Genomic DNA, 12,837 nt, shown 5'->3' with positions numbered 1-12,837 from the left:
ATCGCTCGTTTTGCTGAACGTGCAGTCACAGGATGTCGCCCCGCGCCCCGCAGCTTCCCGTGCTCAGGAGTCGGTCGTGGACGTCGAGCAGGCGGAGGCCGCGCTCGTCGAGCACTACCCGCGTCTGGTGCGGCTCGCCTATCTGACGTTGCCGCCGAGCCTGGGCCGCAACCGTCGAGTGCTGACGGCGCACGCGTTGACGCAGCGGGCGCTGCCGAGGGGCCGCGCGTCGGCCCCGCTGATCCCGGCCCAGGCGACGGGCACGGGCACCGCGGCGGGCCGGGAGCGCAACCCCGGGTACGCCTACGTCCGGCTCCAGGTGGTCCGCACCGCCCTGGAGGCCGGTCTCCCGCTGCGCCGCAGGGCGTGGCCGAAGCGCTCCCAGTTGCCGCCGCTGCTTCCGCGGGTGTGGGGGCTGCGGCTCTTCCCCCGCTCGGGCGGCGCCGACGAACTGGCCCTGGACCAGCGGCTGTCGGCGCTCTCCCCGGCGGCCCGCGCCGCCTATGTGCTGCGGGGCCTGGAGAAGCTGCCCGACCCGGCGGTCCGGGCCCTCCTCGACGAGGCCGGCGTCGGTGATCCGGCCGCCGCGCTGCGGGAGGCCGACTCGGTGCCGGCCCAGCAGCAGGCGTTGCTCCTCTCCCCCGAGTACGACCCCTGCTCGCTGCACGCCCGGCCCACCGATCTGGTGCGCCGCCGCCAGCACACGAAGGCCGCGATGGCCGCCACCGCCGCCGTGGTGGCGTGCGGGGCGCTCCTCGGCCTGCCCGGGGACGGGTGGGGTCCGGACGGCGCCGCGGCACCCCCGTACGCGCGCAATCCGGCGGCGCAGGCGGCCCTCGATCCGGGCAGGTTGACGACGGCGACGGCCACGGCGTGGCGGGAGACGGGGCGGACCGACTTCAGCACCTGGCCCGCGCGCGGCGGTCTCGTCAAGGACGAGGCCCTGCTGCGGCGGGCCCTCGCGGTCTGGGCCCGCCCCGGCAAGTCCGTGCAGTTGGCGGTCACCCTCGGCACCCAGGCCGGTCCCCCGCCCGGCCCGCCGCACCTGCTCTACGCGGGCGAGGTGGACAACCTCCGGGTCGTCCTGCTCCACGACGGCCTGCGGATCGCCCGGTACGCCGAGCCGCTCGACGACCCGGACATGGCGGCCCTCGACCTGACCCGGGTGGACGGGGCGACCGGCGCCGGCGCGAGCGCCCTGGTGCTGGGCCGGGTCGACGGCAACGTCCGCTATCTGACGGCCCCTTGGGTGCGCGAGGCGGCCGTACGGGATCTGGCGAAGGCCGACGGGCGGGTGCGGCGGCTGGCGCTGGCGAAGGACGGGACGACGGCGCCGTTCGCGAGCCCGGCGGTGCGCGGCGGGAACTGCACGTCGTGGGACGTCCTTCAGCTGACCGACGCCACCGGAGGTACGCGGCTGTTGAGCGATCTGTCCGAGGTGGTGCCCGCGCATCTCACCGTCGGCCGCCCGACGACCGTGCCCGCCCGTGACGCGTCCGCCGCGCCCGCGGCCTGGGCGCCCTTCGCCTGTTCCCTCGCCGCCGTGCGCTCGCAGGGTGTGCGGACCGTCAACGCCTGGCGGTTCGCCCGTCAGCCGCTGCCCGACGGCAGCGGCACGGCCGACTGGGTGTGCACCCGCACCGAGACCTGGCGGGGCGCGGGCACCCGGGCGATGACCCAGTTCGCCACCCCGGCCGGCGCGTATGTCACGGCCGCCGCCGACGAGGTCCCCGCCTGCGGCCCGGCCGACCCCCATGTGGTGGCCGCCGCTCCCTGGAAGTCCGCGGCCGGTGTCTCCTATCTGCTGGCCGCCGGCGGCAGGGACACCGTCTCCGTCGAACTGAGCGGCGGGGCGAGCGGGTCGGCTCAGGGCAATCTGCTCGCCGTACCGGCCGAGGAGGGCGCGCAGGCGGAGTTGAAGGGCACGCTGGCGAACGGCCGGGAGATCGGCGGACTTCAGCCCGCCCGGTGACCGCGAGCCGGTCGGCGCGTGACCGGTGACCGCGAGGCTCGAACACCTATACGCTATCCAGCCGATGTCCGGCTGAAATGAATCGGTAAGGTGTTCGTATGCGAACCGGTGTGCGCCGCAGGATGAGTGTGGAGGAGCGGCGGCAGCAGTTGATCGGGGTCGCCCTTGACCTCTTCAGCCGGCGCTCCCCCGACGAGGTCTCCATCGACGAGATAGCGTCGGCGGCGGGCATCTCGCGCCCGCTCGTGTACCACTACTTCCCGGGCAAACTCAGCCTGTACGAGGCCGCGTTGAAGCGTGCCTCCGACGATCTGGCGAACCGTTTCGTGGAACCCCGCGAGGGCCCGCTCGGCGCCCGGCTGCTCCGGGTCACCCACCGCTTCTTCGACTTCGTCGACGCGCACGGCCCTGGGTTCTCGGCCCTGATGCGGGGCGGCCCGGCCGTCGGCTCGTCGCGTACCAACGCCCTCGTCGACGGCGTACGGCAGGCTGCCTATGTCCAGATCCTTTCGCACCTGGACGTCGACACCCCGCCGGCCCGCCTCGAACTCGTCGTCCGCTCCTGGATCTCGCTCGCCGAGTCCACGGCCCTCATCTGGCTGGACGGCCGCCGCATCCCGAGACACGAGCTGGAGATCCAACTCGTCCACGACTTCGCGGCCCTGGCGGCCGTGAGCGCGGCGCAGGACGCGGAGATGGCGGCCCTGCTGCGCGGCATGCTCGCCGACGAGCCGGTGGACGGCCCGTTCAGCGAACTGGCGGGACGCCTGGTGGCTCTGGCCCGCGGCTGATCCTCGCCTAGACCTCGAACTTCCGGTACGAGGGATCGAGGTCCCGTACCTCCGCCGACGCGTGGAACGCCAGCCCCTCCCCCACCTTCACGTACTCCCGGAGCAGCTCCAGCACGTTCTCCGTCAGCGTCACCTTCGTCTCGTCGGTCCGGCCCGCGAGCAGTCCGAGGGTGACGTGCACGATGGCGTGGCCGTCGATGTCGGGTCCGACGACCGTGTCCTCGGTGGCCCGGAACTGCGTCTTGCAGGCCTCCGGCTTCGCGGCGGCGGTCCGCACGACCTCCTCGTGCAGGGCCTTGGCGAACGCGGGCCGGTCGAAGCCGTCGGAGAGGACGGCGGAGTAGTCAACAGTGATCTGCGGCATGAGGTCACCCTAACCGCAGCCGCAACGCCAGCATCGCGATGTCGTCCTCCCGGTCCCGGCCGAAGCAGTGCAGCAGGGTGTCGCACAGCGCGACCGCCCCGTCCGGGGCGTCCGCGGCGGCGGCCCGGAGTTGCTCCATGGAGAGCGAGAGATCGATGCCCCGGGTCTCGACGAGGCCGTCGGTGACCATGAGCAGCCGGTCCGTCGGCCACAGCACCGTCTCCGTCGGCTCGGGCCGTTCGAGGCCGAGCCCGAGGAGCGGCCCGGCGGCCTTCACATACGCGGCCTCGCCGGAGTCGCGGACGATCAGCGGCGGGATATGGCCCGCGTTGGCGACCCGCACCCGCCCGCTGTCCGGCTCGACGAGGGCCAGACAGACGGTGGCGGTGACGTCGGGGTGGTAGTGCTGGAGCATCCGGTCGAGCCGCCCGGCGAGCGCCGCGGGATCGGACTGCTCCACGCAGTAGGCGCGCAGGGCGTGCCGGATCTCCACCATCACGGTGGCCGCTTCCAGGGAGTGCCCGACGACGTCGCCGACGGCGGTGAGGACGCCGCCGGGGGTGGACAGGGCCGCGTAGAAGTCACCGCCGATCTCGGTCTGCCGGGACGCGGGCACATACCGTACGACGACTTCGAGGCCGGGGAACTCGGGCACCCGCTTGGGCAGGAAGCTGTGCTGGAGGGTGAGCGCGACATGGCGTTCGACCTGGTACATCAGCAGGGGTTGCGCGGCCAGCGCGGTGGCCTGCGCGAGGCGGGCGACCAGCCCCGAGGTGTCGGACGCCGTGCGCCGGGTGTCGTGCTCGGGGGTGGCGACGCAGACGGGCGTGCCGCTCTCGGTGCGGGCGAGGACGAGGCGGGCGTCCTCGGTGACGCCGGGCCGGAAGAAGCCGGCGGGCCACAGCGGCGCGGGGACGACGGTGTCGCGCGGGCCGGGGTCGCCGTCGGTGACACGGCGGATGAGCCGGGCCACGGCCTCGTGCGCGCCGGCGTCGGGCAGAGTGGTGCGGGCCCTGGCGCGGGAGGTGCCGCTGTAGAGGTGGCCGTCCTCCCCGAGCACGAACACGGCGGCGGGCGACCGGGTGAGCCGGGCGGCTCCCTCGGCGGCGGCCCCGGCCAGCTCCGTGAGGGTGCGGGCGGCCTGGACGTCGACGATGGTCTCGGAGAGCAGGGTGAGCCGTCGTACGAGGGCCTCGGCGCCGTTGCGCATCCGAGCGCCGCGGACGGCCGCGCGGACGACCGCCTGGATCTCCTCGGGTTCGGCCGGGACCGTCAGATAGGCCTCGCCGCCCGCGTCGAGGCCCCGGCAGCGGTCGCCGGGGGCGACGGAGGCGGCGGAGAAGTGGACGACGGGCAGGGCGGCCGTCGGGGGCTGCGCCTTGAGCCGGCGGCAGAGTTCGAACCCGCTCATGTCGGGGAGGCCGACGTCGACGAGGGCCACGTCCGGCAGGACCCCTGAGCGGAGGCGCACGTCGAGTTCGGCGAGGGCCTCGCCGGCGCTGGCGACGGGGACGACGCTGTGCCCGGCTCTGCGCAGCACCGCGCCCATCGCGTACCGGCTGGCGGCCGCGTCGTCGACCACCAGGACCGTGGTGCTTGCTTCGTCGGCCATCAGGCTCATGAGGCTCTCGTCGTCGCCGGCGCACGGATGGTGCGGGCCGGATTCCCCTCCGCCCGCACCATCCAAGCTAGCGCCCTACCGGTCGGACCGGGCGAATACCGCGACGGTCCGCCCCGGAACGGCGAACGTCCCCGATTCCGCTTCGTACGACGCCCCGCGGACGATAGGGTCCGCGCCCGACGCCTGCGCCCGGTGCAGGGCGTAGGACGTTCCGGCCAGGTCGTGCACCGTCTGCTTCCGCTCCTCGGGGGTGGCGTTGAGGACGACGACGAGGTCACCGAGTTCTATGGTGATCACGCCCGGGGTCTCGTCCTTCCCCGACAGCGGGAACGACAGCTTCGACTGGACCTGTTCCGCCGTGTCGAGGGAGAAGACGTCCTCCGTCGTACGGATCCGCAGCAGGTCCCGGTACGCGGCCGAGGCGCCCTCGATCTGCTCGCAGCCGACCTTCACCGAGGTCAACAGGGGCTTGGCGTAAGGCCACTTGGACCGGTTGTCGGCCGCGAGGGGCAGACCGCGGCCGAAGCCGTTGCCGTCCCGGCAGTCCCAGTGGATCGCGTTGAACCAGTCGCCGCTGTCGTAGGAGTTGCGGTCGAGGGACTTGGAGCGCAGCAGGTCGGTGCCCGCCTGGGAGAACGCGGGGCCCTGCGAGAGGACGGCCGTCGCCATGGCGAGGACCTGCATCCGGGCCCGGTCGGCCGCGTTCGTCGAGGCGGGCAGCTTGAAGGCGAGCGCGTCGAACAGCGACTCGTTGTCATGGGCGTCGACATAGGCGAGGGCGTCGCCGGGGGCGTCCGCGTATCCAGCGGGGGCCCCGTTGTAGTCGACGTCGGAGCCCTTGACCTCCTTGCCGTCGGTGTCGGTGAACCGGTAGTTCGCGAGGTTGCCGCTCAGACCGACCTTGATGAGGTCCTGGTAGTGCAGCAGGCGGGCCTTCTGCTCGGCGGGAGTGCCGTTGTCCTCGGAGGAGTTGGGCTCGGTGTGGAGGCCGGACGCGAAGCCCTGGACGCCCGGATCCTCGTCGAAGGGGCCGCCGCCGCGCACCGCGTCACGGGCCCGGTCGGAGAAGGTCGCGATGCCCGTCCCGGCCATGTTCTTCTGGGTGGCCTGGACGAAGCGCGCGTCGTCGGCGACCTCGCCGAAGTTCCAGCCCTCCCCGTAGAGGATGATCCGCTTGCCGTCGACGCCGTCCTTCTCGAGGGTCAGCGCGTCGAGGGCCTTGCGGACGGCGAGGATGTTGGCCTTCGGGTGGTGGCCCATCAGGTCGAAGCGGAACCCGTCGACCTTGTACTGCCTGGCCCAGGTGACCATCGAGTCGACGACCAGCTTGCCCATCATGGTGTTCTCGGGGGCGGTGTTGGCGCAGCAGGTGGAGGTGGCGACCGAACCGTCGGCGAGGAGCCGGTGGTAGTAGCCGGGGACCACCTTGTCGAGAACGCTCTTGTCGGCCTGGCCGCCGGCGGGCGTGTGGTTGTAGACCACGTCGAGCACGACGCCGAGGCCGTCGTCGTTGAGCGCCTTCACCATCTTCCGGAACTCGACCGTGCGCCGTGTCCCGTCCGGGTCGGTGGCGTACGAGCCCTCCGGCACGGTGTAGTGGTACGGGTCGTAGCCCCAGTTGAAGGCGTCCTTCGCGGCGACCTTCGCCACGCACTCCTGCTGCTGGTCGGAGTCGGCGGCGTAGGAGCCGAGGTCGCAGCCGACGCTCGCCTGGTCGGCCTTGCGCTCGGGGATGGTGGCGATGTCGGCGACGGGGAGCAGGTGCACGTACGACGTCCCGGCCTTCGCCAGTTCCCGCAGGTGCTTCGAGCCGTCGCTGCCCTTGTCGGTGAAGGCTAGGTAGGTGCCCCTGTCCTTCGCCGGCACGGTGCCGTCGCCGATGGAGAAGTCGCGGACGTGGAGTTCCTGGATCTGCGCGTCCCTCAGCGGGACGGCCTTGGGCTTGGTGTGGGACGACCAGCCCTTCGGCGCCAGGGCCTTGTCGGCGAGGTCGACGACGAGGCTGCGCTCGGAGTCGGCCGTCAGGGCGACGGAGTAGGGGTCGGTGACCTTGTTGGTGACGACCTCGCGGACGCTGGGCGCCCACACCTTCACGACGTACCGGTAGGGCTTGTTCTTCCAGGACTTCTCACCGGTGACGGACCAGACGCCGGTGGCGTCGTCCCGCTTCATGGGGAGGGTCTTTCCGTCGAGGTCGAGCCGCACCGACTGTGCCGTGGGGGCCCAGACGGAGAGCGTCGGACGGCCCTTGGTGAACGTCGGGCCGAGATCGGCGGCCGACCCGTCGTAGAGGTCGTCGAGCACGCCGGCGATCTGCACCCCGGTCGCCGCGAGCACGGCGCCGTTCGCCGCGCGCTGGGAGGCGACCAGCTGGCCGCGCAGGGCCGCACGGACCCGGTCGCGGTCGCGGGGGTCGACGGTCCACGCGGTGTACGACCTCAGGTGCGGGAACCTCGCCTTCTGGGCGTCGGTGAGGGCCGACTCGGTCAGCCGCAACCATCGCTCGTCGGTGCTGGTCAGCGCGCCGTCCTTCGCGGTGATGGAGCCGGTGCGCGAGTACAGCAGCTGGGTGGAGGCGGCGGTGTCGTTCCCGTTCCAGACGACGGTGTTCCGGTCGATCCAGACGGCCTTGGAGGTGGTGAGGTCGAGGGCGGCGGCGGAACCGGCCGGCTGCGGGAGCAGGTACTTCTCCTGCCCGTTCAGCAGCCACACCTCGGGCCCGTGGGTCTTGAGGTCGAGGGCCTGGTCGGCGGAGAGGTCCTTCTCGTCGCCCTTGTGGATGATGTAGCTGAGGCTGGTGGCCCCGTCGGTGAGGGGCACCTCGAAGACGGCGCCGTAGGCGTCGGTCCGCACCGGCTCCAGGGGCTCGGCCCAGTCGGTGGGGTTCGCGGCGCCGGACCAGACGTGCAGGCCCCAGCCGTCGTAGTTCCCGTCGGCGCGGTGGTAGTGCAGGACGGCCTTGGACGGGTCCGGGGCCGGAAGGTCGGGCTTCTCCGTCAGGACGGCCTCCTTGCCCTGCTCGACCCAGATCTCGCCCGTCCGCGTGACGTCGATCGAGCGGTCGGCGGAGACGTCCTTGGTGCCGTTCTTGTCGATGACGAGGTAACTGACGTTCGAGGCACCGGGCTTGAGCTTGACGTAGGCGAAGGCACCGTACGCGTCCCGCCCGATGAAGTCGTGGCCGTCCGGCCAGGTCGTCCCTTCGCCCTCGGCGATGTCGCCCCAGGCGTAGAGCCGCCAGTCGGTGTAGTCGCCGTCGGCGCGCCGGTAGTGGACGATCGCGTGGTCGCGTGAGGAGGCGGTGGGGGCCTCGGGGGCGGGCGGGGCGCCCGTGGTGGAGGTCGCGGTGGCGCTCGCCGTACGTCCGGTTCGGTCGATCACCACTGCTTTGTACCGCAGGACGGTTCCGGCGGGTACGTCCTCGCCGAGGGTCTGGGTGACCTTGTACGGGGCGTGGTCGGCGGAGCCGAGGGTCTTCCACTCGCCGTTGCCGACCTGGGCGGCGAAGACGACCCGGTCGAGCTGTCCGCCGTCGACATCGGCACCGACCTCCACGGTGCCGGTGGCGCCGGCGGCCGGGGCTTCGAGGGTGAGGGTGGGCTCGGTGGCGGGCTTCGCGAGGGGGCCGTCGGCCTTGAGGACGATCGAGGAACCGGCGGGCACGGTGACGGTGACCTTCTTGTCGGCGCCGCTCCTCACCTTGCCGTCGGTGCCGTAGACGCCTTGGAAGGTCATGCCGGCCGAACCGGTCGCGAAGGTGGCCGACTTGGCGTCGTCCGCGTTGTTGAAGGCGACGACGTACTCGGTGCCGGTGCGGGCGTCGGTCCGTGAGAGGGCGTAGACGCCCGCGCCGTCGTCCGCGTGGCGCTCGGTCTGCACGCCGTCGGCGAGCGCGGGGTGGGCCTTGCGGAGCCCCGCGAGCGCGCGGATCTGTCGGTAGAGCGGCGCGTCCGTGTCGTACGCGTCCGTGGCGTGCGTACGGTCCGTGCCGAGCAGGTCGTCGTCGAGGTAGTCGGCGGTCTTCGAGGCGAACATCGTCTGGCGGGCGTCCTTGTCGCCGCCCGCGCCGGTGAAGCCCTGCTCGTCGCCGTAGTACACGACCGGGTTGCCCCGGCTGAGGAACATCAGCTCGTTGGCGAGCCGGTCCCTGGCGAGCAGTTCGGCGTCGGTGGCCTTCGGGTCGTCCTGCTTCAGGAAGGTCCCGATGCGGCCCATGTCATGGTTGCCGAGGAAGGTGACCTGCTCGTACGCGTTGGCCTTGTCGGTCGTGTACTTGTAGTCGTCCCCGAAGACCTGGGCCAGCCGCTGCGCGCTGCCGCCCTGGGAGGCGTACGACCGTGCCGCGTCCTGGAAGGGGAAGTCGAGCGTGGAGTCGAGGCGCCCCTGGGTGACGTACGGGGAGGTCACGGAGGTGTCGGCGGAGTAGACCTCGCCGAACATGAAGAAGTCGTCGCGGCCCTTCCTCGCGGCGTAACGGTCGAGCGCGGTGGCCCACTGGGTCCAGAACTCCATGTTCACGTGCTTCACGGTGTCGATCCGGAAGCCGTCGATGTCGAAGTCCCTGACCCACCTCTCGTAGATCTTCTCCATGCCGGAGACGACCTCGGGGCGTTCGGTCCACAGGTCGTCCAGCCCGACGAAGTCGCCGTGGGCGGCGGACTCGCCGGCCCAGGTGGAGTCGCCCCGGTTGTGGTACATCGTCGGGTCGTTGAGCCAGGAGGGGACCTTGGCGTTCTTCTTCGCGGCCGGGACGACGGGTGTCCGGGGGAAGGAGTCCCGGTCGACGGACGGGAAGTTCTCGCTCCCGGCCGCGTGGTCGGTGTCGTCGAAGGGCTTTCCGTCCCTGGTCAGATAAGGGAAGGCGCCTTTCGACAGGTAGTCGTAGGACTTCTCCTCGTAGTCGACGACGTCGGCGGTGTGGTTGGTGATGACGTCGAAGAAGACCTTCATGCCCTTGGCGTGGGCCTTGGAGATCAGGGTCTCCAAGTCCTCGTTGGTGCCGAAGTGCGGGTCGACCCGGGTGAAGTCGGTGATCCAGTAGCCGTGGTAGCCGGCGGAGGCGTTCGTGCCGGTGCCCTGGACGGGCTGGTTCTTGAAGATCGGCGCGAGCCAGATGGAGGTCGTGCCCAGGCCCTTGATGTAGTCGAGGCGCTGGGTGATGCCCTTGAGGTCGCCGCCCTGGTAGAAGCCCTTGTCGGTGGGGTCGTGGCCGGTGGCGAGGCGCGAGCCGGTGAGTCCGCCCTTGTCGTTCGCCCTGTCCCCATTGGCGAAACGATCCGGCATGACGAAGTAGAACTGCTCGCGGGTGAGGTCGTGACGGGCGGCGCTCTTCGCCAGCTTCGCGTCGGACGGCGGTGGGGGCGCGGTGGCGGCTCCGGCGGCGAGGGGCTGGACGAGCGCCGCGGTCAGCGCGGTCACGGTGACCGCGCCGACCACGGCGGTCCGTCCGGCGTGGGTGGTACGGCGCCTCGACGGCGTCGGCCATCTCGGTATCACAGAGGGACTCCTAGCGATGACGGCTCTGGTGGGTCCGACCCCGCGTGACCGTATCGCCGCCGAAAGCGTTTCAGCAAGAGTCTTGAAAATAACGGTAAGGGCTTACAACACCGTCAGCAGCTGGACTTGCCCGCGTAGATCGCGAGGGCGGTGTTGGCGCCGAGGGTCGCGGCGAACTGGCCGGAACCGTTCACGGTCACCGTCGTGTTGTTCTGCACGTCGCAGTAGGTGCCGGCCGGGAGGGAGGTCTGGTACGTGCGACCGATGCTGCCCGACTCGTGGTTGATGGCCACGAAGCCCTTGGCTCCGCGGCCGAAGGCGATCGCGTCGCCCCCGTTGTCCCACCAGTCGGTGACGGCCTCGCCGCGGGTGGCGTTGCGGAAGGGGACCATGCGCATGATCTCCGGCCACGCGTGCTGGCACTTCCAGCCGTTCTGCCAACAGGCGTTGACCGTACCGCCGTTGGGCGGGCCCGCGTCGTGGTCGGTGAACTCGTAGCCGGAGTTGATGTCGGGCGCGCCGTACGGGTGGGCCAGCATGAAGACGTTCGCCAGCGTGTAGTTGGCGCCGTCCTTGTAGCTGAGGGTGGAGCCGTTGCGCTCGGTGTCGTGGTTGTCGACGAAGACGCCGGCGACCGAGCTTTTCATGTAGCCCCAGCCCTCGCCGTAGTTCTTCAGGTAGGCGAGGTTCTCGTTGTTGAAGACCCGCTTGAGGTCGAAGGCGTAGCGGAACTCCTGCACGTCCCCGTTGCCGGTGTACTCGCTCGGCTGCACGGCCTCCCCTGAGCCGAAGATGGCCTCCTGCTTCCAGTACACGGAAGGCTTGGTCAGCCGCGACTTGATGTGGGCGAGGTCGCCGGCGGGGATGTGCTTGGCCGCGTCGATCCGGAACCCGTCGACGCCGTACCCGAGGAGGCTGTTCATGTACCCGGCGATGGCCGACCGCACGTACTCCTCGCCGGTGTCGAGGTCGGCGAGCCCGACGAGCTCGCAGTTCTGGACGTCGGCGCGGTTGGTGTAGTCGCCGATGGTCGCGGTGCAGTCGTCGAAGTCGAAGGAGGAGTAGAGGCCGGGGTAGGTGTACTTGGTGTACGACGAGCCGCCGGTTCCCGTGCCGCTCCCGGCCGACATGTGGTTGACGACCGTGTCGACGACGACCTTGACGCCGGCCGCGTGACACGTGTCGATCATGTTCTTGAAGGCGGTGGCGTCCCCGAGCCGTCCGGCGATCCGGTAGCTGACCGGCTGGTACGACGTCCACCACTGCGAGCCCTGTATGTGCTCGGCGGGCGGTGAGACCTGGACGTAGCCGTACCCGTTCGGGCCAAGCCTGTCGGTGCACTCCTTGGCGACGGAGGCGAAGTTCCACTCGAACAGGACGGCGGTCACGTCCTTGGTGCCGGGAGGCGAGGCGTACGCGGTCGTCGTGGGCACCGCGAGCGCGATCGACGCGCCGGCCGCGAGAGCGAGCGCGCCGGAGAGGGTTCTGCTGACCATGTGGGGTCCTTCTCCGTTGAAGGGGTCCGAAGGGGAGGTGCGTGGGCCATGGACGGGCCCGTGCGGCAAGGCCGTTGCGGATTCTTGCTGCAAGATGGCTGAAAACTTTCAGCCGGAAGGAAGGTACGAGTCGCTCGTCAAACGGTCAACCCTCCGGACACACCTTCTTCACGCGGGCGAAATCTCTTCACAGGCAAGGGCGTTGAGGGTGGGCGCCCCGTATGCCGCCCCCGTCGCGGAGTGCCGTGTACGCGGACCACGCGTCCAGCAACGGAGGGGTCACCGAACCTCGTCGGCCGGGGCCATGGGTGAGCGCGTAGCGTACGGCCGCCGGAGTGGCCCGTGGGAACGCCGAGCGCAGCAGGGCGACGGTGCCCGTGACGAAGGGCGCGGCGGCGCTCGTGCCGCTCAGGACGAGGGGGTGGCCGTCGGTGACCGGGCCCGGGACGCGGTCACCGGGGGCGCCGACGCCGTTGCGGCCGACGGACCTACCGAGGTTGGACTGGGGCATGGGGTGCCCGGCGCGGTCGTACGCGGTCACGGGGACGACCCACGGGTGGTCGGTGAGGACGGAGGAGCCGATCCTGCTCTGGTTCCCGGCGGCGACCACCAGGATCACCCCCCGGGCGGCGGCGTGGTCGAGGGCCTGCTCCAGCGCGTGGTCGCGGATCCCGGAGGGCGCCGGCTGGGCCATGCTCAGGTTCACGACATGGGCGCCCGCGTCGACGATCTCCGTGAGCGCCCGGGCCAGTTCCCCGGTCCGTACGCCGGACAGGCAGGTCGCGGGGCCGCCGTCGGCCGGACGGTCCGTGAAGAGGGGCCGTGACAGCAGAGTGCAGCGGGGGGCGACGCCCCCGTCGGCGACGAGGATCCCGGCCACGGCGGTGCCGTGCGCGCAGCAGACGTCGGTGCGGCGGCAGCTTCCCGTGTCGGTGCCCGGCCCCAGTTCCCGCACCGAGCGGGCCGCGAAGGCGGGGTGGTCCGGGGCGACGCGGCCGTCGATCACACCGATGACGACCTCGGGCCGACCCGAGGTGCGCGCCATGAGCGGCGGAAGGCGCACCAGTTCCAACGGGTCCATGGCACGCCCCTCTCCG

7 protein-coding genes are annotated in these 12,837 nt (G+C 71.3%); 2 read left to right on the top strand and 5 right to left on the bottom strand.

Annotated features, from left to right (window positions below; all coding sequences use genetic code 11):
• Positions 1–19 precede the first annotated feature (19 nt).
• Together ACZ52C_RS02135 and ACZ52C_RS02130 are read left to right on the top strand one after the other, a co-directional pair.
• Complete coding sequence (locus ACZ52C_RS02135) at positions 20–1,972, top strand: hypothetical protein (RefSeq protein WP_469072971.1); 1,953 nt, start codon at positions 20–22, stop codon at positions 1,970–1,972.
• Between the two features lie 98 nt (positions 1,973–2,070).
• Positions 2,071–2,763, top strand: a complete 693-nt coding sequence (locus ACZ52C_RS02130) for a TetR/AcrR family transcriptional regulator (RefSeq protein WP_469072970.1) — start codon at positions 2,071–2,073, stop codon at positions 2,761–2,763.
• Between the two features lie 7 nt (positions 2,764–2,770).
• Here ACZ52C_RS02130 and ACZ52C_RS02125 read toward each other — a convergent pair whose 3' ends face one another.
• The 5 genes from ACZ52C_RS02125 to ACZ52C_RS02105 form a co-directional block, all read right to left on the bottom strand.
• The gene (locus ACZ52C_RS02125; protein WP_469072969.1) at positions 2,771–3,127 is read right to left on the bottom strand and encodes a 5-carboxymethyl-2-hydroxymuconate Delta-isomerase; all 357 of its coding nucleotides are present in this window, start codon (positions 3,125–3,127) and stop codon (positions 2,771–2,773) included.
• Between the two features lie 4 nt (positions 3,128–3,131).
• Positions 3,132–4,739 (bottom strand): SpoIIE family protein phosphatase, encoded by a 1,608-nt coding sequence (locus tag ACZ52C_RS02120; protein ID WP_469073411.1) that lies wholly within the window; start codon positions 4,737–4,739, stop codon positions 3,132–3,134.
• An 84-nt stretch (positions 4,740–4,823) separates the two neighbouring features.
• On the bottom strand, positions 4,824–10,244 hold the full coding sequence (gene pulA, locus ACZ52C_RS02115; protein ID WP_469072968.1) for a pullulanase-type alpha-1,6-glucosidase: 5,421 nt from the start codon (positions 10,242–10,244) through the stop codon (positions 4,824–4,826).
• 113 nt (positions 10,245–10,357) lie between these two features.
• Positions 10,358–11,740 carry an alpha-amylase gene (locus tag ACZ52C_RS02110; protein ID WP_469072967.1) on the bottom strand — a complete coding sequence of 461 codons (1,383 nt, stop codon included), beginning with the start codon at positions 11,738–11,740 and terminating at the stop codon, positions 10,358–10,360.
• 187 nt (positions 11,741–11,927) lie between these two features.
• A complete protein-coding gene (locus ACZ52C_RS02105) occupies positions 11,928–12,821 on the bottom strand; it encodes a S8 family peptidase (RefSeq protein WP_469072966.1) in 894 nt (297 codons plus the stop codon).
• Positions 12,822–12,837: the final 16 nt, after the last annotated feature.

The sequence above is a fragment of the Streptomyces sp. NPDC034049 genome (genome assembly GCF_055575575.1).
The sequence above is the reverse complement of the archived record's forward strand: the minus strand, read 5'-3'. Positions and strand labels throughout refer to the sequence as shown.

What these genes read in the sequence shown, in the direction of transcription:
- ACZ52C_RS02125 (WP_469072969.1), bottom strand. Translation starts at nt 3,127, where the DNA reads ATGCCGCAGATCACTGTTGACTACTCCGCCGTCCTCTCCGACGGCTTC.
- ACZ52C_RS02120 (WP_469073411.1), bottom strand. Translation starts at nt 4,739, where the DNA reads ATGGCCGACGAAGCAAGCACCACGGTCCTGGTGGTCGACGACGCGGCC.
- ACZ52C_RS02105 (WP_469072966.1), bottom strand. Translation starts at nt 12,821, where the DNA reads ATGGACCCGTTGGAACTGGTGCGCCTTCCGCCGCTCATGGCGCGCACC.
- ACZ52C_RS02130 (WP_469072970.1), top strand. Translation starts at nt 2,071, where the DNA reads ATGCGAACCGGTGTGCGCCGCAGGATGAGTGTGGAGGAGCGGCGGCAG.
- ACZ52C_RS02110 (WP_469072967.1), bottom strand. Translation starts at nt 11,740, where the DNA reads ATGGTCAGCAGAACCCTCTCCGGCGCGCTCGCTCTCGCGGCCGGCGCG.